The 16,723-nt window shown below is 59.5% G+C and carries 16 protein-coding genes; 3 read left to right on the top strand and 13 right to left on the bottom strand.

All coding sequences use genetic code 11. The features are described 5' to 3' along the window. The first annotated feature begins 191 nt into the window (after nucleotides 1-191). The gene (locus tag FFS23_RS14845) at nucleotides 192-1,376 is read left to right on the top strand and encodes a DegT/DnrJ/EryC1/StrS family aminotransferase (RefSeq protein WP_249340697.1); all 1,185 of its coding nucleotides are present in this window, start codon (nucleotides 192-194) and stop codon (nucleotides 1,374-1,376) included. Between the two features lie 38 nt (nucleotides 1,377-1,414). On the opposite strand, the gene FFS23_RS14840 is transcribed toward FFS23_RS14845, so the two are convergent. Next, the gene (locus tag FFS23_RS14840; protein WP_283214459.1) at nucleotides 1,415-2,029 is read right to left on the bottom strand and encodes a sugar transferase; all 615 of its coding nucleotides are present in this window, start codon (nucleotides 2,027-2,029) and stop codon (nucleotides 1,415-1,417) included. A 184-nt stretch (nucleotides 2,030-2,213) separates the two neighbouring features. Then, a complete protein-coding gene (locus FFS23_RS14835; RefSeq protein WP_137899203.1) occupies nucleotides 2,214-2,978 on the bottom strand; it encodes an SDR family NAD(P)-dependent oxidoreductase in 765 nt (254 codons plus the stop codon). Nucleotides 2,979-3,063: 85 nt separating this feature from the next. Here FFS23_RS14835 and FFS23_RS14830 point away from each other — a divergent pair, with 85 nt between their 5' ends. Continuing rightward, on the top strand, nucleotides 3,064-3,735 hold the full coding sequence (locus tag FFS23_RS14830; protein ID WP_212742986.1) for a NeuD/PglB/VioB family sugar acetyltransferase: 672 nt from the start codon (nucleotides 3,064-3,066) through the stop codon (nucleotides 3,733-3,735). Here FFS23_RS14830 and FFS23_RS14825 read toward each other — a convergent pair. The 10 genes from FFS23_RS14825 to FFS23_RS14780 all read right to left on the bottom strand — a co-directional run bounded on the left by FFS23_RS14825 (nucleotide 3,708) and on the right by FFS23_RS14780 (nucleotide 14,895). Further along, entirely contained in the window at nucleotides 3,708-4,742 is a 1,035-nt protein-coding gene (locus FFS23_RS14825; protein WP_137899202.1) for an aromatic ring-hydroxylating oxygenase subunit alpha, read from the bottom strand. The genes FFS23_RS14830 and FFS23_RS14825 overlap by 28 nt on opposite strands. Nucleotides 4,743-4,745: 3 nt before the next feature. Next, complete coding sequence (locus tag FFS23_RS14820; protein WP_137899219.1) at nucleotides 4,746-5,786, bottom strand: ketoacyl-ACP synthase III; 1,041 nt, start codon at nucleotides 5,784-5,786, stop codon at nucleotides 4,746-4,748. Nucleotides 5,787-5,788: 2 nt separating this feature from the next. After that, nucleotides 5,789-6,004, bottom strand: a complete 216-nt coding sequence (locus tag FFS23_RS14815) for an acyl carrier protein (protein WP_137899201.1) — start codon at nucleotides 6,002-6,004, stop codon at nucleotides 5,789-5,791. Nucleotides 6,005-6,026: 22 nt separating this feature from the next. Continuing rightward, the gene (locus tag FFS23_RS14810; protein ID WP_212742984.1) at nucleotides 6,027-7,073 is read right to left on the bottom strand and encodes a 3-oxoacyl-ACP synthase III family protein; all 1,047 of its coding nucleotides are present in this window, start codon (nucleotides 7,071-7,073) and stop codon (nucleotides 6,027-6,029) included. Between the two features lie 165 nt (nucleotides 7,074-7,238). Continuing rightward, nucleotides 7,239-7,529, bottom strand: coding sequence for a hypothetical protein (locus FFS23_RS14805; protein WP_137899200.1), 291 nt, complete (start codon nucleotides 7,527-7,529; stop codon nucleotides 7,239-7,241). Nucleotides 7,530-7,531: 2 nt separating this feature from the next. Next, nucleotides 7,532-8,698 carry a tetratricopeptide repeat protein gene (locus tag FFS23_RS14800; RefSeq protein WP_137899199.1) on the bottom strand — a complete coding sequence of 389 codons (1,167 nt, stop codon included), beginning with the start codon at nucleotides 8,696-8,698 and terminating at the stop codon, nucleotides 7,532-7,534. A 47-nt stretch (nucleotides 8,699-8,745) separates the two neighbouring features. Beyond that, complete coding sequence (locus FFS23_RS14795; protein WP_137899198.1) at nucleotides 8,746-10,959, bottom strand: GumC family protein; 2,214 nt, start codon at nucleotides 10,957-10,959, stop codon at nucleotides 8,746-8,748. A gap of 14 nt (nucleotides 10,960-10,973) precedes the next feature. Next, entirely contained in the window at nucleotides 10,974-11,684 is a 711-nt protein-coding gene (locus tag FFS23_RS14790; protein WP_137899197.1) for a polysaccharide biosynthesis/export family protein, read from the bottom strand. A 47-nt stretch (nucleotides 11,685-11,731) separates the two neighbouring features. After that, on the bottom strand, nucleotides 11,732-13,093 hold the full coding sequence (locus tag FFS23_RS14785) for an O-antigen ligase family protein (protein WP_171009509.1): 1,362 nt from the start codon (nucleotides 13,091-13,093) through the stop codon (nucleotides 11,732-11,734). 53 nt (nucleotides 13,094-13,146) lie between these two features. Further along, nucleotides 13,147-14,895, bottom strand: coding sequence for a polysaccharide biosynthesis protein (locus FFS23_RS14780; RefSeq protein WP_249340696.1), 1,749 nt, complete (start codon nucleotides 14,893-14,895; stop codon nucleotides 13,147-13,149). 451 nt (nucleotides 14,896-15,346) lie between these two features. Here FFS23_RS14780 and FFS23_RS14775 point away from each other — a divergent pair, with 451 nt between their 5' ends. Then, complete coding sequence (locus tag FFS23_RS14775) at nucleotides 15,347-16,369, top strand: site-specific integrase (protein ID WP_137899195.1); 1,023 nt, start codon at nucleotides 15,347-15,349, stop codon at nucleotides 16,367-16,369. A gap of 1 nt (nucleotide 16,370) precedes the next feature. Here the strand turns inward: FFS23_RS14775 and FFS23_RS14770 are convergent. Then, on the bottom strand, nucleotides 16,371-16,723 hold a 353-nt coding region (locus FFS23_RS14770; RefSeq protein ID WP_137899194.1), incomplete at its 5' end, for an energy transducer TonB.

Genomic DNA, 16,723 nt, shown 5'->3' with positions numbered 1-16,723 from the left:
ATCTTCCCTTGTGCAGACGTGCCGATGTCGGCAGTACCCCCGTCACACGTCAGCCGCAAAACCAAGAGCTAGAGTCGATAAGAAAAAGCCTGCGCCGCGTCAACATGCGGCCCCACTGCATGATGGCGTCCTGCTTTGCTTTGTCCGTTGGGTCGGCTAATGAGCGGCGCATACCGCAAACGAGACCCTTCATGATGCTCAATGGCCCTTTTAGCCCATGGCCTTCTTTCGACCAGGAAGAGCAGGAGGCTGTCGCGCGGGTACTCGCCTCTAATCGGGTAAACTATTGGACCGGTGAGGAGGGGCGCGAATTTGAGCGTGAATTCGCTCAGTGGACCGGCACATCGCGGGCGATTGCGGTAGCAAACGGCACCGTCGCGCTGGATCTGGCTTTGAAGGGCTTGAAGATTGGTCCGGGCGACGAGGTGATTGTGACCCCCCGCACATTCATCGCCTCCATTTCCACGGTCGTGAACGCTGGCGCCATACCAGTCTTTGCCGATGTGGATCTTGACAGCGGCAACATTTTTCCGGCCAGCATTGCGGCTGTCCTCTCACCTCGTACCCGTGCCATTATTCCGGTTCATCTCGGCGGGTGGCCAGCTGATATGGATGGTATTGTAGAGGTGGCAAGGCCGCGTGGCATTCGCGTCATCGAGGATTGCGCGCAAGCTCATGGTGCCAAGATTGACGGCCGTGCGGTGGGATCGATCGGTGACGTCGGTGCTTGGTCATTCTGCCAAGACAAGATCATGACGACTGGCGGCGAAGGCGGTATGGTAACCACTGATGACGAAGCCCTCTGGTCGGCGATGTGGTCTTATAAAGATCACGGCAAAAGCTGGGCTGCGGTCTATGATCTGCAGCATCCGCCAGGATTTCGATGGGTGCATGATGATTTCGGCACCAACTGGCGAATGCTGGAATTACAGGCAGTTATCGGTCGATTGCAGCTTCGTCGCATGGCTGATTGGACGCGTCGCCGTACTGCTATCGCCATGCGGTTTCATGCCATGCTTGCGGACTTCAAAGATGTGATACGCACTCCTCTGCCTGACGCAGGTATGACACACGCTTTCTATCGGTTTTATGCCTATGTTCGACTGGAGAGGCTGAAGTCAGGCTGGCATCGCGATAGGATCGTTGCCGAAGTAACGGCGGCCGGCGTGCCGCTCTTTCAGGGCAGTTGCCCTGAAGTGTATCTTGAAAAGGCTTTCGACGGCACGGGGTGGCGTCCTGCGGAACGGCTTCACAATGCCCGGGAGCTGGGTGAGACGAGCCTGATGTTCCTCACCCATCCAACTTTGACCGATGAGGAAGTGGACCGGATCTGCGAAACGATCGCGCAGGTATTAAAGGCGGCGACGGCAAGCTGACTCTATGGTTAGCTCGCCACCTCGGCGCGCGGGATTGCCTATTTTGGACGGGGGCGCTCGTCGATCTCATTGCCAAGAAAGGCTGGCATCGTCGCCTCGCCGGCTGCGTTGATCCCATCGCGTTTCAGCACCTTCTTTGCGGTAAGCAAAAGGATTTTAATATCGAGCCAGAAGCTCTGATGATCGACATACCAAATGTCGTGTTCGAATTTTTTTTCCCAATTCAGCGTGTTCCGTCCGTTGACTTGTGCCCATCCAGTAATGCCAGGGCGCACTTCGTGACGGCGTGACTGGAGAGGCGTATACAGGGGGACGTATTGCATTAGCAGGGGGCGGGGGCCGACTAGGCTCATGTCGCCCTTCAAAACATTGAAAAGCCCAGGCAGTTCGTCAAGGCTTGATGCTCGCAGCCAAGCACCGAACGGCGGCAGGCGATCGGCGTCAGGTAGCAAGGCCCCGGCTGTGTCCCGTGTATCTACCATCGTCCGGAACTTGATCATGTGGAATGGGCGACCGTGGAGGCCAGGTCGTTGTTGCTTGAACAATACGGGCGAGCCGAGCTTAAATCGGACGCATAGCGCAATCAATACAATCGGAATTGTAAGCAAGGTTACGACAATTAGTGCGATCGCCAGATCGAATACACGTTTCACGCAAATTTTCCTATAAGCATACTGCAGAACAGGTGAGGTGGCGGGCGTGCTGAAATGGTAATAATTAAAGTTGGTTACCATTCTTTAGAAACATGACAGGTGTGAGGGAAAAAAATTCGGAACGCTGTGGCGCTTTTTGAGAAGGCACCGTTACAGATTGAAATAACCTTCGTTTTCGATCCCGCTATTGAGCGGTATAGCCTCCATCGACCATCAGCGTTGTACCAGTAATCCACGTCGAGGCACTACTGAGCAAAAACATAGCAGCATTGGTAATGTCAGCGGGGCGACCAAAGCCAAGCAGGTGGCGGCGTTCATATTGATCAATCGCACTCTCGCCCAATGTTTTGGCAAGGCGGGCATGCATCTCGGTTTCGACAGCGCCGGCGGCAATGCTGTTAACCCGAATTCGGCGCGGGGCAAGCTCGCAGGCAAGGCTCCGGACCACGCCATCGACAGCGGCTTTGGCCGCCGAGTAGCCGACCATGCCGGCGGTGCCGCGGAGACCCGCGACCGAAGACATGATTACCAGCGACGCGCCGTCTGAGAGCACACCTCGCGATGCTGCTGCCCGAGCTATACCAAGCGAGCCGTAAAGGGCGGCTCCGAACAGCTCTGCAGCATTGTTGTTTTTGAACATGCGCATCGGCCGGACGAGTTCCGTCCCGGCGGCATGAAAGACGCCATCGAGAGTGCCGTGCTCACTCACAATAGCCTTAACCGCCTCAGCGGTCGCCTCGAGATCGTTGAAGGCAGTAGCGACGGCGGCATGGCGCTCGCCGGCCAGTCGCGCGCGTGTTTCGTCTAGGCGTCCTGTATCGCGTCCCATCAGTGTGAGGCGGGCGCCGGCTTCGGCAAAAGCAAGCGCCGCAGCACGGCCGAGACCCGATGATGCGCCTGTCACAAGGAGGTGACGGCCACTCAGTACATCCGACGTGTATATGGTCATTGCCTGCATCTCCGTCGGAGCCCTGCTTGGCGATTGCCAGGGCAGTGGGGGGCTCCTTATAGCGCCGCTCGTAATAGGAGTGGATATGATGGAAAAGGGCCGGACGATCATCGTTGGAGCGGGCGGGTTCGGTCGCGAGCTGATCAGCTGGGCGAACGATGCCCATGTCGCTGGCAGGGTACCGCCGCTCGCCGGATTGATCGATGACGATTCGGCCGCGATGAACGGTTTCGCTTACAGCGTCGGTCTGCTCGGCAGTATTGCAGATTTCGTCCCACAATCGAGGGATCAGCTGTTGATGGCAATTGGTACCCCACGGATCAAGGACCGGGTGGCGGCTCTTCTGGGCGCCCGGGGGGGGCGTTTTACGACGCTGATACATCCGACGGCAGTAGTAGCTGGGTCGGCGATACTTGGGTATGGCGTGATCCTGTGCCCGTTGTCATTGGTATCGGCCGATGTGCACGTCGGTGAACTGGTTAGTGTCAACGTACTGACCAGCATTGGGCACGACGTATCGGTCGGTCGCTATTCGACGCTCAGTGCGCATGTCGATCTGACGGGCGGAGTACGGGTAGAGGAGGCCGTAATGATCGGCACGGGGGCCAAGCTGTTGCCGAGGGTGAAGGTCGGAGCAGGCGCTACGATCGGCGCAGGTTCGGTGGTTTATCGCTCTGTGCCAGCGGGGCGATCGGTATTCGCAGCGCCCGCCAAGACGCTGCGGCAGGCTCAACCGCCTGAAATCGCCGCCCGATAGCTTTCGCGGAAATGAAGAAGTTTTTCTTCAGAGGCCGACCAGAAGCGCGGCGGGTCCATAGACCATGTGTCGCGTGCGACCCGTTTGCAGATATCATGGTCCTCGTTAAAGACCGCCCGGTTCATCGTCGCCGACGATTCCATGAACGAGGTGACGAGTTCGGGCTTGATCGCAGGCCTTAGCCGACCGGTGAATAGGCGACTGGTAAAATGGGTGCGCTCCGGAGTCGTCGCCGGTAAAAAATGCTGCACCGATTGCGAAAAACCAAAGGTCGAGGAGATCATGGTGAAGGGAAAGAGATACAGGCTTTCGTAACCTTCAAATTGGTGCGGTAGATCGAACAAGCGCGAAAGCGACCGCATTCGCCGCACCATCCGCTCGTCACCCAGCGGCGCCGACCATACCGAATTACGTCCGTAATAGCGGTTCTCACCAGGCTGAAGGTTTAACGTGTTCAGCGTGTTGGGATGGATCGGCCCGACATGATAAGGTTCAAGAGCATTTTCCAATGCTATCCGCCAGTCGGCCTCGTAGAGATAGCGGTTGAAGTCCCAACGCTGGCCAATCCCGTGCGAGATATCCTCAAGCATGGGTCCGAGCCCTGCCAACTGGTCTTCCAAAGATTGTGCGGGCGTCTGTGCTACAAATACAAAATCGCCCATCCACGCGAGGTGGAGGGTGTTGAGCGCGATCTGATCTATCGAGCAATGGGTAAGGGATGCCTTGTCCGCAACGAACATACGTCCTTTTGCATAGGACCAACCATGATAGCGGCACAGAAATCGTTCACACCCGGTATCGCCATCAAAAATGCGCGCGCCGCGATGCGGGCACCGATTATCGAACGCGATGACGGATGTACCGTCGTGGTATAATACCACTTCGCGTCCCAAAATGTCGAAACGCACGAAATTGCGCGACGCCGCCAGCTCGGAGCGGTGTGCAAGCAGGTGCCAATTTTCCGCCCACAAGCGTGCGGAGGCGTGATCAAGAGCCTCGTGCGCCATGAGTTACCGGTAGTCGATTGTTTCGACGCAGGCGAGCGGACCGACGGTAATATCCACAGACCCCCAGGAAAAACCGACGCCGAAGCCGAACATCCCGAGCCGCACTGGTCCGACGCGGAGACGGGTGGCCAGGTCAGTGGTCATCAGCAGTGGGATTGTCGCGCTGCTCGTATTGCCGAACCGGTCGATATTCATCGGTACCTTGTCGGCGGGCAGCCTGGACTTTTTTGCGAGGTGCTTCAGCATGAATGCATTGGCTTGATGAAAGAGAAAGGCGTCGAAGCCATCGGCGCCCCCGTCCCGATCGAGCGTCGCAGTGACCAGCGGCGGAACCGTGGCCAGCGTGAAATTGAAGATGGCACCACCGTCCATGTACAGCGCGTCCGCTTTGGGGCCTGCTATATCATCTGCCGGCACCGGGGCAGAACGAAAGGCTCCTTCGGAAATGATGAGTTGGTGCTCGCCCGTCCCGTCGGTGCCGAGGATGAAGTGGGCCGCGCCGTCTGCATTCGCCTCAATCGCGGTTGCAGTTCCGGCGTCGCCGAACAGCATGGCAGTGCTGCGATCCTCGCTATCGACGGTCTTGGTAATGGTATCTCCGACCAACAACAGGACGCGCCTGGCGGCGCCGGAGGCCGCTGTCGTCATCGCCAGCCACAAGCCATAGGGATAGCCCGAGCATCCCAGATTGACGTCGAATGCCAGGGTCTGACGGTTCAGGCCCAGCCGACCCTGCAGCGCGCAGGCGGTCGCCGGCAGACGATAGTCGGGTGTCTGCGTCACGAAGAACAGCGCGTCGACGCTGTCACGCTCCCAACCCAACCGCTCCAGAAGCGTTTCCGCTGCCCGTTGGCACAGATCGGCGGTGGTTGTATCCGCGTCCGTCCAGCGTCGCTCGCGCACACCTGTCATTTTTTCGATGTCGTTGGCCTTGTCGCCGAACCGCTCACGGAAAGACGTGTTGTCAACGACATGCTCGGGTAAACAGGACACGACGCCGGCAATGCGGCTGCCTGTGACAGAAATGGAGCGCCCCGGCGCCATGGTCACTCCGCTGCGTTCGCGAGCGCTTCGACCTCGCCCACCGTCTTGCACTGGACTAGCGCATCGGGGCTGACCGAGCGGTCGTGAATCTCGTCGATCAGGGCGATCGTCGAGACGATCGCAAGCGAGTCCCAGGCATCACCCAATTCAAAATCTGGGCCGATCTCAGACACGTCCACGTCTAGGATTTCGGCCATGCCTTCGTAGAATTCCGACATCGTCATCTCATCTCTTGTTTGATCAAAAGCCCACTAGCGCCCCGGCCCATGACAAGCCAACACCAAAGCCGATCAGTGCGACGCGCGATCCGGTGGTTATGCGGCCGGCTGCGAGTTCCTGTTCGAGCACAAAGGGTATCGTCGAGGATACGGTGTTACCGATCAGTTCGTAGCGACGCGGCACGATAGCATCGTCGAGGCCAAGCTTTTTCTGCAGCGCATCCAGCAGGAACTTGTTCGCCTGATGTAGGATCACCGCTGACAGCTCGGTGGGCGCAAGACCCCCGCGATCAAGCAGGCTGCGGAAAGTGCGTGGGACCTCACGGAGCGTGAAGTTGAGGACCGCACCGCCATCCATGAACAGGTTCTCGGCGCTGCGCACGTTACCGGAGCGATCCTCGCTTTCAATTACCGTATCAGCACTGCGAGGAAGACGGAAACCGCCGGCGGGAACGATTAACCGGTCAGCGCCCGCACCGTCGGTGCCGAAGACAAACGGTCCAATCGAGGCGCTGCCGATGTCGTCGCTGGTGACGATCGTCGCTGCCGCACCGTCACCGAACAGGGTGCGTACACTCTTGTCGCGCGAATTGATGTATTTGGAATAGGTATCGGCCGTGGCGAGCAGCACCGTTCGTGCGCTGCCGGTCGCTATGAGCCCCGCAGCGACCGACAGGCCATAGACGAAGCCGGAGCAGCCAAGGTTTATATCCAGTGCGCCGATACCAGTGCGCATCCCCAGCCGATCCTGGAGGAGGCAGGCGGAGGTCGGCAGGACATGGTCGGGAGCCTGTGTGCACAGGATGATGAAGTCGACACGCATACGCAGATCGGGTCTGCGTTCGAACAACGACGTGCACGCAGCGGTGGCGAGGTCGAGTGCTGTTTCATCAGGTGCGGCGATCCGACGTTCACGGATACCGGTCTTTTCCAAGATTTTCCCGGCAGGCCAATCCGGGAAATCAGCCGCGAGTTCCTCGTTTGACAATATGCGCTCGGGCACATGTGTCGCTACGTCGAAGATACGTGCGGCGATGCCGCTATGAGCGGCAGAAGACGAATTAGACACGATTGAAGCACGCCTCGCTGAAGGTGCCGTTCCTAGGCTGACCAGTGATCGTCGTCCAGTGTGACCGCACTTGCAGGCCGCCGTTACGCCATTGGCGAAACGCGGGAGCAACAGCCCTTCTCAGGATAAAGATCGGTAAGGCGGCACAAGCCTGAAGGCCGCATCCTAACGCCCCCTTTGTGTCGGCGCCTTGGCACGAGACCCCCGAACATGTTCGATACGACTGTTGATCCGCGATTGGACACGATTGGACAGGCGCGTATCGAGACGCTTCATCGGCGTGACGTTGATCGGATTCACCATCGGGTTGGTTTGCAGCCCGGATGGATTGCTAGGGCGCAGTCCGGTATCAAGTTGGGTTTTGACCGACTGCGTGTCTTCCTGCGCCGCCACGGGTGCCGCGAACAGGATCAGCAGGATAACTCCGCCGAGCATGCGATATGAAATGCCTGCCATTGTCAGCGTATCGGCCGCAGGATCGCTTCGCTGATCTGCCCGGAAATACCTTGGACCGCATCGGAAGGCGGGATGATCAGTGACAATATCTGAACGGGACAATCCGCCGGAACCCGCAAACGGCCGGAAAAATGGCCGTTTGCTTGGCTCGATGATGTGAGGGCAACCCGACCAAGTTCACGCTCGTTACGGCAGCTTAACATCCAGTAGGGCATCGGCACACCAGTTGGCTGAATATCTATACTGCGACCGGTCATACCGTAATCACCGGGTGGCAGCATTTGATATTGTCGCAGTGCCGTTCCACCTACGCTGGGGGGCGCCGCGAAGACAAAGATTCCACCACTTCCGTTTTGCTGAATGGCGGCGGTGATTCCCCCCGTGGTCACTGGCACCCAGTCAAAGACCGACGGTTCGGTCAATAGCATGCCAAACTGCGGATCACGGGACCGATGACGACTGGACCCCGGTCGTACCGCCGCATAATAGCGCCAAGCCTCCTCCAAAAGATCCTGGCTGAGCAACCGGTCGAGTGTGACGGCGTGAACATTCTGCGGCACGATCATGCCGTGGCGTTGAAGGGCAACGAACAGGGATGCCGCCGCGCGCGGATCAGGCGCATTTCCGGCGGCATAACCGATGAAATTTGGTGCCCACGCAGGCCGGGTAAGCAGCGTGCGGGCAAGAGCCGTGCGAACTTCCGGCGCCGAGAGCGCGCTGGCCAGCACGGGGTAGAGCAATTCGGGAGCGGGCGCTGAAGTCCGAAGGGCGATATCGTAATGACGCAGGGCACCCGCGATATCCTGCCGCGTGATCGAGTCTTCGATCATCCACAGTTGCGCCTGCAAATTGCGGCGCGACAAAGTCGTTGCGTAGCGAAAGTGCTGTTGAGCTTTGGCCGTATTACCGTTCAATTGCGCAGCCAGCCCAAGCGTCGTTACCGCTGGAACGGCGGTCGGATCGCGATGCAGAGCTAGGTTTGCCAAGGCGACGGCGCGAGCGCGATCTGTGCCGATCATTTGGGCAGAAAGCAGCGCAGCGGTGCGACCGTCGGTCGATGATAGGGCATAAGCCCGATCGGGAGCCGAACTACGTAGCGTACCAGCAAGGCTGTACGTCACAAAGCCATAGCCGAGCACTGCGATCAGCAGCGCGGCCAGACTTCGCATGGCCCACTCGCTGGGAGAGCGATGTATCCGGCGCTTTGCTCGATTCATCAGCGGTCCGTCTTCGCCATATCCTGGCTATCACGGCCATAATTATAGCCATACTCATAGCCGAAGCCGTAATTCGATTTGCGGGCTTCGAATTTGGTCAGCACGCCGCCCACAATGCTGGCATTTGCCGCGGCGAGCCGGTTCAAAGCAGTCTTTACCAAGCTGGATCGGATGCCATGCGACTCTACGGTGTAGATAGTCCCTTCGACGCGGTTGGCGATGAGCGGAGCATCGGCAAGTCCCATTACGGGCGGAGAGTCGATGATGACATAATCATAGCGCTCGAGCAGCAGCGTTATCAGCTTATCCAACCGGTCACCCGTCAGCAGTTCCGCGGCGTTGGGAGGGATTGGCCCTGCCGACATCGCGGCAAAGCCTAGATCGCTCATGATGAAAATGAGCGGGTCGATCTCGTCCTGACCGGATAGGAAATTGCTCAGCCCCCGATCGTGGCTCACGCCGCCTAGGTGATGTACCGATGGCGACCGCATGTCACCATCGACCAGGATGACCGTTCGCTGCGTACGGGCGAGCATTGTTGCCAAAGCCAAGGCCGTAGTCGACTTGCCTTCCGCGGGGCGGGTTGAGGTAACTGCAAGGGACCGCGGGACACCGTGCGCCGTCGTGAAACCAAGGTTGGTCTGGACTGCCAGATAGGCATCGACCAGCTCAGACTTGCGGTCGAGCAACGCCTCCTTAGGCGTCCCACGATGCAATTTGGGTACCGACCCGAGCAGAGGTACGCCGAGGCGGCGTTCGATCTCTTCCGGATCAGCGATGGCTTCGTCGATCTGTTCCAGCGCCAGTGCCAATAGTGCGCCGAGTGCCAGTCCGGCTGCGAGAGCGATGGCCAGATTTAGCAACAAGCGGGGACTGGAAGGCCTCTGCGGGACATCCGCCATGTCAACAATGGCGATATTGTTGACGCCAACCCCGCCGGCCACGCCGATCTCCTTGAAGCGCTGCAGCAGGCCATCGTAGAGGGCACGGTTCGTATCTACCTCTTGCTGATAGATATTATATTGGATGCTGCGCCGGCGCAGATCGAGATAGCTACTCTTAAGCTGATCAACCTTCGATTGAAGCGCCCGCTCGCGCCCTGCTGCCTGGCGATAATCGGTCTGGAACGAGCCAAGGACACGTGTCTCTTCTCGAGCGATACTGGCATCAATCTGATCCACCTGCGATTTGACCGCTTTTGCAGCAGGATAGCCTGGCTCGAACTGAGTCATCAACTCTTGATACTTTGCGGCAAGTTCGGCACGCTTTTGACGCAGCGAACTGATCGCTTGATTTCGCAACGCCTCTGTCGAGGCGCCATTGCGCCCGATCTGCTCGTAGCGAGCTTCAGCCTGGATCCGGTCTGCCGTGGCTTGCGCGAGCGCGCCGTTGAGCGCCGCCAAATCGTCGGCCACGATCGATCGTTCCGATGTCTGCCGGCCGTCATTTGACTGAGCCGGAAGATTGATGATTTTCTCCGCCGACGCATAGGCTACCAACTGCCGCTGCGACTGATCAAGGCGTTCCTTGAGTTGCGCCAACTGCCGCTGCAGCATGTCCCGGCCATAAGACGTGGCCTGTACCTTGCGCTCTAAGTTCGTCTGGATGAAATTTTCAGCCCAAGCGTTGGCAACGCGCGCCGACAATTCTGGATTGGGGCTGACGAAATGAATGTCCACCAGCCGCGACAAGCGCGTCGGATCGATGTCCAAATTTCTGCGTAGGATTTCGCCCGCGATCCGCTGGCGGGTCGCCCTACCAGACGCGGGATAGCGACCGTTCGTCTGCTGGAACGCCGGGTTTTCTCCTGACACCCCGAACATCTCAAAGAATTTTGCATCGTCGACCAAACGAAGCTGGGTCGCCACGCGTTCCGAGAGGCTGCGCGACCGCAGGAGGCCATATTGGGTCTGGTAAAATTCTTGGTCGGCTACTCCGGCTTCCCGCTCAACACTTTGGATATTTGTAATTTGATTAGACTCACGCGAGATTTCAACAGTCGCTGTGGCGGTATACTTGGGCGTCATCATCAACGTGACAACTAAGCCCAGCAGGACGCATAAAGCGACTGTCCCGGCGATGACATAGCGCCACCGCATCGCAACGCGCAGATAATGCCGCAGGTCGGTCTTCTCCTCCGCAGGCGCCGCCCAGGTCGGTCGCGGAGTACCATCTATGGTTTTGCCACGCAAAGAAGATGTCACGAGGTTCATGAGTATGGTCGGCCTTACTGCAAGATCGCGATCAACGGCGCGGCTAGAATTGGAGATACCGAAACGATGTCACGGAACAGACGGCGCTGGGGCGAGTCACCAACGATGATGACGTCGTTCGCATATACCGGCGGATCGTCGTATGTACCCTGTCGGATTGCACCTACATTGTACAGGCCCGCCATGCGATGGTCATTAACGGTGCGTAAAATCACAACGTCCTCTTGGCGCGCGTATTCGGACAGGCCCTTCGCCGAAGCGATAACCCGCATCAGCGTCATCTGGTTTGTCACTGGATAAAGGCCAGGCTCGACGACTTGACCGTCGATCGTAACGACCTGACTGACCGAGTTCCTGATATTAACGGTCACGCTCGGGTTGCGCACATAATGGCTGCGAAGCGCCGCCTCAATCGCCTTGGCCAGTTCCTCTGCGGTACGGCCACGTGCATCGATCGTGCCGGCCAAGGGCATGGCGATCCGGCCGCTCGCATCGACCTGCATCTCGCGGCTGAGGTCCTCGACGTTGAACACGTCGACGACGATGGTATCGAGAGGACCGATTAACGCGGGCCGATCGGCAGCCGTCAGGTCACCACGACCGGGAGGTGGCAGGCCCTTGCTGTCCGGTATCACCGTCAGTGAGGCGGTTGACTGCGGCGGGGGCGTACGGCTGCATCCGGCAAGGGCGCTGATGGCCATTAAGGCAATACAAAACTTGCGCATGCGCTAGAACAGACCTGCGTGGGGGGAAGGACGATCGCCTATAAGTGCTACCTGTCGGCGGGTAAAGCTGGCGTATGGCGGTATGACGCTGCTCCATTCAGCCACCAAGCGGCGATAATGCATATCGCCATGATCAGAGGGGTCCGGGCGGGATAGTCGAAACCGCTAGCTATGATCACCAGCAGGAGGATTCCTGTGCCGAGGCGCTGCAAGCGATCACCGGATCGAATGGCTCGCAAGCTGGCCATTCCCCACCATATCAGCGCGCCCAGCAACAACGCCGCGCCGAAAATACCGCCTTCGAGAACCACTTCAAGGAAGTCGTTATGTGCGTGATTAAAGAAGGTGAGTTTCAAAAGATTAAATGGCTCGTGCATCCGGAATATTGGATCGAACCCACCAAATCCGCTGCCCCACGGGAAGTAGGTTTCGATCATCGTCATGATTGTCGGCAGGGCTCGGCTTCGCATATCGGCTGACGGATCGACAGATAGCACTCGGGTGATCGACTGAGCGCGACCGGCGACCACGCTGACTAAAACAAATATCGAGATAACGGTCACTATGCCGAGGATGATCGCCGGCAATGTCCATCGTGGCGCACCGCGCAGCATCTGGTGCATGTCTTTCCACACGATGGCGAGCCCAAGTCCAACGGCGAAGACGCCGAGTCCTAGGCCGGCGCGTGATCCGCTCGCCAGGATCACGAGGATGAACAGCAGCAACAGTCCTAACGCGATCGGAATGCGGCGTATTCGATGGCGACTGCCTTGGAAGGCCCAGACCGGCACGAGGATGCAGCCGATCGTCAAGAATAGCGCGAAATGGTTTCGGTTAGCGAAGGTACCATTCACCGCCCCGACACCTTCGTTGATGAAGGGATTGTTGAATCTTACACCAGAGAATTGCAACAAGCCGACCAACGTTGACACTGTGATCAAGGCCAAAATCATGTCGGGCAGCCAGCGACGTTCGCGCTCGCGTAACGTGGTAACGAACACCAAAGCGGCGACCGGCACTATTAAAGATCCCAGCGCGTTCCACGTCGCGCCAGGAACGATCGACCATGGTCGCCAAGGTTGTGTTCCTTCGACCGCCTGCATGAAGACGGTACGGCCAGACAGGCTTTCCCAGATCGCGGGAGGTAGCGGAACGAGTTGCAACGTCGGCAAGAGTACTGCGGCTAGGACCAGGTATGCGACGGCGCCCGCTTCACGAACCTGAGGCCGCGGGCTGAAAAGTGCCGCAAGGATCAAGAGCCCCCAAGCTGCTCCACGCACGAGGACTTGCCCCAGAACGTCCGCACGTGATGCCCCGCCCGCCAGCCAAAGAACGATGAGAAACGCTGCCAAAAGAATGGCGGGAAGCCCAAGGTGGCCGCCTTGGCTTGAACGCTGACGGGATCTCATGACGGAGGCTCTAGCCATGTTTGGACGCCAGCGGAACTGCTGGCAGGGATAAGTTAGGCGGCTGTCGATCGACGGATCGACTGCGCGCCAACATATTCGGGTACGATAGTCGATAGGATTTCAAGCGAGGCAATGCGATCCCCGTTGGTCAGAACCCGGTGGAGATCATTAAGATGAATAGCCAAGGTTCTCCAATCAATGAAATTCTCACGTGCTTGCATGATTCGGGAGTGCTGTGTGGGGGATGGGGAGTTGCCGATCAATAATTCCTCATACAACTTCTCACCCTTGCGGAGCCCAACCTCGCAAATCTCGATGTCGCCATCGGGGTTCGAGGGATCGCGAACGGTCAGGCCGGACAGGTGGATTATGGTCCGCGCCAAGTCATAGATGAAGATGGGGTCGCCCATATTTAGAACATAGACCTCGCCGCCTTCGGCCATGCCGCCTGCCTGAATAACTAGCTGCGCAGCCTCCGGTATGGTCATGAAGTACCGTGTGACGTCGCGATGTGTGAGCGTAACTGGACCTCCCTTCTGAATCTGTTGCTGGAAGCGGGGGACGACCGACCCGCTCGATCCAAGCACGTTGCCGAAGCGAACCATGGCGAATTTGGTCTTGCTTCCCTGCGCGGCCAAGGCCTGTAGGATCAGTTCGCAAACACGCTTGCTTGCGCCCATGACATTGGTTGGCCGTACGGCCTTATCTGTACTAACTAAGATAAAATGCTGCACGGCTGTGCGTTCCGCTTCCAATGCGCAATTCAGCGTGCCACTGATGTTGTTGCGCATACCCGCGATGACGTTCTCCTCGACTAGTGGAACGTGCTTGTAGGCTGCGGCATGGAAAACGGTATCGGGTTTCCAGCGGTCGAATAGTCGTCGTACCGTGTCGACATCAGCGATATTGCCCAATTCCGCATGGATCGCGGGCCTGCCGCGGTAGCCTTGGGCTTCCTGCGCCTCCCGCAACTCACCTTCGATGGAATAGAGCGCATGTTCGGTCATCTCGACGAGGATGAGGCGCGTGGGATCCAGTCGAATGATTTGACGGCATAGCTCGCTACCGATCGAGCCTCCTGCTCCAGTGACCATCACGGTAAAACCGCGGATTGTTCGATGTAGCAGCAACTCGTTCGGAGGTACGGGATCGCGGCCAAGAAGGTCGGTGATCTCGATCGCGCGTAGATCGCCGATGGATACTGACCCGCTCAATAAATCACCCATCGCGGGCAGCGTCAGGACCCTGACGCTGATATTCTCGAACTTGCGCACAATCCGCTCGCGCCGCTGGCGGGATATGCGCGGCAGTGCGAGCAATATCGTGCTCACTTCCAGTCGCTCGACGAGCTGGGCGACTTGATCGCTGCCATGAACTGAGACGCCGTCGAGGTGCTTGCCGATCAGTCTTGTATCGTCGTCGATATATCCACGGAGCACCATGTTAGGTTCATGGCGCATTGACAAGGCGAGTTGACGTCCCGCCGACCCCGCCCCGTAGATCAGCACGCCTTGCCGGCGCCCAGGAGAGCTGCGCTGATTAAGGAGATCCAGGAGCACATAGCGAGCCATAAGTCTGCTGAAGATCAGCAGCACGGCAAACACCATGGGTTGTATGAAGGCTACGGTGCGTGGGACTCCGGGAAATGCACCAATCGCCAACATAACACTGAGGCCAACCCCCATTAAAATGCATGATGTCGCGATGCCAACCATCGTGCGGGTTCCAATGAACCGCACGATAGAATTGTAAATTCCACGCCAAAAGAATATTGGAAGCCATAGTGACAGGCTGAGCGCCATTACTTTCGATATTGCGGGACTCCACAATATCCACTCACCTATGCGCAGCGAAAAGGCAATCCACACCGCGGCTATGCATAAGATGGCGTCGAGGGTTACGAGGGCGCCGACTTTGGTAGCCCGGTTCAAGCCGATAACCGCTCTCAGCAGAGCGATAGCCCCGTGGTCGATACGGTTCCAGATTTTAATCACCGGATACGCTCTCTCTGGTTCGAGCTGAACTGCGTCGAACGCGCACCACACGCTCCTCTGACGAAGCGCCTATATCAGCCACTTTTCATTTGCAAATTTGTATATGGAACGAGGTGCCGTCAGGTCGGGTTTGCCGGAGGTGTTGAGGCGTAAAAAGAGGCGCCATGTGGTGCTCGCCCAACACCAGCGCTGTGTCCGATAACCGTGATTCTCGGACACAGCGCTAGCGCTCACTGATCCGCCATGGCACAGCCATGTTATGGCTCCTCCCCGCCGCCCTGCCGCGCCCCCGATCGATCCCGCCGCGCTGACGCTCCCCACATTCGCGCCCGAACAACCCGCGCTTCCCGCGATCCTCAACGACAAGATCGAGCAGGCCGCCGCTTATGCCCGCGCCGCCCGCGCCGGCGCGACGCGGCGGGCGTATGAATCGGATTGGGCGATCTTCACCGCCTGGTGTGCGGCGCATCAGCTCGTCGCGTTGCCGGCGACGCCCGAGGTGGTGGCGGTGTTCGCCAGCGATCAGGCGGTCGGCGGGCTCAACCCGGCGACGATCGGGCGGCGGATCGCGGCGATCGGTCATTACCATCGCGCCGGCGGCCACCCCGCGCCGACCGCGCTGCCCACCGCCGGGCGGCTGGCGGAAGTGCTCGCCGGCATCCGTGCCGAACACGGTGGGGCGAAGCGCCGCAAGCAGCCCGCCGATGCCGCGGCGCTGCGCAACATGCTCGCGGGGATCGAGGGCGACGGGCTGCGGGCGGTGCGCGATCGCGCGATCCTGGCGGTGGGCATGGCCGCGGCGCTGCGCCGTTCGGAGATCGTCGCGCTCGGCGTCGAACATGTCGGGCTGGTCCCCGAGGGATTGCGGCTGACCATCGCGCGCTCGAAGACCGACCGGACCGGTGCCGGTGCGGTGATCGCCATTCCGGAGGGCTCGCGGATCCGCCCCAAGGCGCTGCTGCTCGCCTGGATGGCCGCGGCGGGGCACGATTCCGGACCCCTGTTCCGCCGGCTGTCGCGTAGCGACGCGCTGACCGGGGATGCGATGTCCGATCGGGCGATCGCCCGGCTGGTCCAGCAGCATGCCGCCGCGGCGGGCTATGACCCGACGCAATTCGCCGGTCATTCGCTACGCGCCGGCTTCCTGACCGAAGGCGCGGCGCAGGGGGCGACGATCTTCAAGCTGCAGGAGGTCAGCCGCCACAAATCGGTGCAGGTCCTGTCCGATTACGTGCGCAACGCCGAGCTGTTCCGCGATCACGCCGGCCAGCGGTTCCTCTAGTCTAGCGCTCGCGCAGCGCCGACAGCGAGAAGCTGACCGGCACGGTCAGTTCGATGCGCTCGGCGCGCGCCGGCGGGATCGGCGGGAACGGTACGGCATGGGCGACCGCGGCGGTCGCGGCATGGTCGAGCAGCGGCGAGCCGGACGACGCGACCAGCGCCACACCGAGCAGGCCGCCGTTGCGGGTGACGGTGAAGCGGACCAGCGCGGTGCCCTCGATCCCGGCGCTGCGGGCCGCTTCGGGATAGGCCTTTCGCTTCGCCAGCCGCGCCAGCACCTGCCCTTCCCAGCTCGTCTCGCTCGCCCCGGCCGGGGCGACGGCGGGCGGTGCATCGGGGGTCGGCGGTGCGGCGG

This window comes from Sphingomonas sp. 2SG (assembly GCF_005503285.1).
Lineage (GTDB): Bacteria > Pseudomonadota > Alphaproteobacteria > Sphingomonadales > Sphingomonadaceae > Sphingomonas > Sphingomonas taxi.
This window is presented reverse-complemented; position numbering and strand designations above follow the sequence as displayed.

What these genes read in the sequence shown, in the direction of transcription:
- FFS23_RS14775 (WP_137899195.1), top strand. Translation starts at nt 15,347, where the DNA reads ATGGCTCCTCCCCGCCGCCCTGCCGCGCCCCCGATCGATCCCGCCGCG.
- FFS23_RS14785 (WP_171009509.1), bottom strand. Translation starts at nt 13,093, where the DNA reads ATGAGATCCCGTCAGCGTTCAAGCCAAGGCGGCCACCTTGGGCTTCCC.
- FFS23_RS14795 (WP_137899198.1), bottom strand. Translation starts at nt 10,959, where the DNA reads ATGAACCTCGTGACATCTTCTTTGCGTGGCAAAACCATAGATGGTACT.
- FFS23_RS14780 (WP_249340696.1), bottom strand. Translation starts at nt 14,895, where the DNA reads ATGGCGCTCAGCCTGTCACTATGGCTTCCAATATTCTTTTGGCGTGGA.
- FFS23_RS14830 (WP_212742986.1), top strand. Translation starts at nt 3,064, where the DNA reads ATGATGGAAAAGGGCCGGACGATCATCGTTGGAGCGGGCGGGTTCGGT.
- FFS23_RS14800 (WP_137899199.1), bottom strand. Translation starts at nt 8,698, where the DNA reads ATGCGAAGTCTGGCCGCGCTGCTGATCGCAGTGCTCGGCTATGGCTTT.
- FFS23_RS14790 (WP_137899197.1), bottom strand. Translation starts at nt 11,684, where the DNA reads ATGCGCAAGTTTTGTATTGCCTTAATGGCCATCAGCGCCCTTGCCGGA.
- FFS23_RS14845 (WP_249340697.1), top strand. Translation starts at nt 192, where the DNA reads ATGATGCTCAATGGCCCTTTTAGCCCATGGCCTTCTTTCGACCAGGAA.
- FFS23_RS14815 (WP_137899201.1), bottom strand. Translation starts at nt 6,004, where the DNA reads ATGTCGGAATTCTACGAAGGCATGGCCGAAATCCTAGACGTGGACGTG.
- FFS23_RS14805 (WP_137899200.1), bottom strand. Translation starts at nt 7,529, where the DNA reads ATGGCAGGCATTTCATATCGCATGCTCGGCGGAGTTATCCTGCTGATC.
- FFS23_RS14835 (WP_137899203.1), bottom strand. Translation starts at nt 2,978, where the DNA reads ATGACCATATACACGTCGGATGTACTGAGTGGCCGTCACCTCCTTGTG.
- FFS23_RS14820 (WP_137899219.1), bottom strand. Translation starts at nt 5,786, where the DNA reads ATGGCGCCGGGGCGCTCCATTTCTGTCACAGGCAGCCGCATTGCCGGC.
- FFS23_RS14825 (WP_137899202.1), bottom strand. Translation starts at nt 4,742, where the DNA reads ATGGCGCACGAGGCTCTTGATCACGCCTCCGCACGCTTGTGGGCGGAA.